This is a genomic window from Streptomyces sp. NPDC060209 (assembly GCF_042728155.1).
GTDB lineage: Bacteria > Actinomycetota > Actinomycetes > Streptomycetales > Streptomycetaceae > Streptomyces.
Genome location: NZ_JBHWZS010000553.1, coordinates 1 through 2,003, shown reverse-complemented (window position 1 = coordinate 2,003; position 2,003 = coordinate 1). Strand labels below are relative to the sequence as shown.

Genomic DNA, 2,003 nt, shown 5'->3' with positions numbered 1-2,003 from the left:
CATTCCGCCGGAACCGTGTCACGCGGTGGGCGGGTGGACCGTGGTGATGCCGGCGAGGATGAGAGCGATCCCCGCGAGGAACTCCGCCCGGTCGTCATGGGCACGCATCTGATCCGCGACGGCCCGGGTGAACGGGTAGTCGTCGGGGTCGAGCTCTTTCCATGCCTTCGACGCGGCGTCGAGGAACTCGCCGCGGTCCACGTCGGGCCCGGCAGCGCGGCCGTTCACGGCGTTCTGGCCGGCGGCTCCGAGGATGTAGTGCATCAACGCGGAAGCCGCGGTGAACTGGCTGCTCACGGGCACGCCCAGCGCGCTGACCTGCCGGCCGATGCTTTCGAGGATCCGCGGCGTCACCGACCGCGAAGGGCTGCGGGAGAGCTGCGTGGCGAGCTGTGCGGCGAGCCAGGGGTGTTCGTCGATCGCGTCGAACAGGCCGAGCGCGACAGCGCGGATCCCGTCCTGCGGCGATGCCGGAGGCTCGACGGGTCCGATGGCCAGAGCGGAGGCGACGACGGCCTCCGTCGCGGCGTCGAGCAGCTCGCCCTTGTTCGCCACATGCCAGTAGATCGCCCCGGGACCGGTGGCAAGGCGCTCGGTCAGCACGCGGAACGTCAGTCCGCCCTCACCCGCCGCGTCGAGCAGCTCGACGGCGGCGTCGATGATGCGCTCGCGGCTGAGCGCGTCCGTACGTCGCTCCGATTTGCGCGCCCGTGGTGACATGCCGCCATTTTGACATGTCTGGAGCGCTGTTCCAACATGGGGATTGGAACGTCATTCCATAGAGTTCGGCCGGGCCGCTCCGGCGGCCTCGGTCCCGAAGGAGCCACCATGGAAACCCCCGTCACGATCATCGGCGCCGGCCTCGGCGGCCTCACACTCGCCCGCGTCCTGCACATCCACGGCATCCCGGCCACGGTCTACGAGGCGGAGGCCTCGCCGGCGGCGCGATCACAGGGCGGGATGCTCGACATCCACGACGACAACGGCCGTCCGGCCCTGCAGGCGGCGGGCCTGATGGACGAGTTCCGCGGCCTCGTCCTGGAGGGCCGCGAGGCGACGCGGGTCCTCGCCTCGGACGGGACCGTTCTGTTCGACGATGACAGCCCGCGTGGGCGCCCCGAGGTGCTGCGCGGCGAGCTGCGGCGGATCCTGCTCGACTCGCTCCCTGCCGGTACCGTCCGGTGGGGGCACAAGGTCAGCGGTGTCCGCTCCCTCGGTGGGGGCCGTCACGAGGTGACCTTCGCCGACGCCGCCACCACCGTCACGAACCTGCTGGTCGGCGCGGACGGCGCGTGGTCACGGGTCCGGCCTCTGCTCTCCGACGCGACACCCGAGTACGTCGGCAGGTCGTTCGTCGAGACCTACCTGTTCGACAGCGACACCCGGCACCCGGCCAGTGCGAAAGCGGTCGGCGGCGGGTCGCTGTTCGCGCTCGCGCCGGGAAAGGGGATCCAGGCCCACCGGGAGAGCGGCGGGACCCTCCACACCTACGTGGCGCTCTCCGAGTCGCAGGACTGGTTCGCCGCGATCGATTTCACGGACTCCGCTGCGGCGACCTCACGGATCGCGCAGGAGTTCGAGGGCTGGGCGCCGGAGCTCACCGCACTGATCACCGACGGTGAGACCGCACCGGTCCTGCGCACCCTCAGCGCTCTGCCGGTCGGCCACCGGTGGGACCGGGTGCCGGGGGTGACCCTGCTCGGCGACGCCGCCCACCTCTCGGCCCCGAACGGCGAAGGCGCCAACCTGGCCATGTACGACGGCGCCGAACTCGGCGCGGCCCTCGCCGCGCACCCCGGTGACGTCGAGGCCGCTCTCACCGAGTACGAGCAGGCCATGTTCCTCCGCAGCGCCGCGGCCGCCGCCGATGGTGCCGAACTCCATGAGCTCCTCTTCGGCGACGGCACGCCCCACAGCCTGATCGACATGTTCACCGGGCACGAGTAGCCGCAGGGCATGCGCCGCCGGGTGCCGTACGACGCCGCCCCTGCCCGGAGGTCCGG

Annotated in this window: 2 protein-coding genes; one reads left to right on the top strand and one right to left on the bottom strand. The window is 71.6% G+C overall.

What is annotated here, in order from left to right; translation table 11 throughout:
- Nucleotides 1–18: 18 nt before the first annotated feature.
- Complete coding sequence (locus tag ACFWFI_RS42490; RefSeq protein ID WP_387401284.1) at nucleotides 19–720, bottom strand: TetR/AcrR family transcriptional regulator; 702 nt, start codon at nucleotides 718–720, stop codon at nucleotides 19–21.
- A gap of 108 nt (nucleotides 721–828) precedes the next feature.
- On the opposite strand from ACFWFI_RS42490, the gene ACFWFI_RS42485 reads away from it, so the two are divergent.
- Nucleotides 829–1,947 carry an FAD-dependent oxidoreductase gene (locus ACFWFI_RS42485; RefSeq protein WP_387401282.1) on the top strand — a complete coding sequence of 373 codons (1,119 nt, stop codon included), beginning with the start codon at nucleotides 829–831 and terminating at the stop codon, nucleotides 1,945–1,947.
- The last annotated feature ends 56 nt before the right edge of the window (nucleotides 1,948–2,003 follow it).

Excerpts from the sequence above, each read along its gene's own strand:
- ACFWFI_RS42490 (WP_387401284.1), bottom strand. The coding sequence starts at position 720 with ATGTCACCACGGGCGCGCAAATCGGAGCGACGTACGGACGCGCTCAGC.
- ACFWFI_RS42485 (WP_387401282.1), top strand. The coding sequence starts at position 829 with ATGGAAACCCCCGTCACGATCATCGGCGCCGGCCTCGGCGGCCTCACA.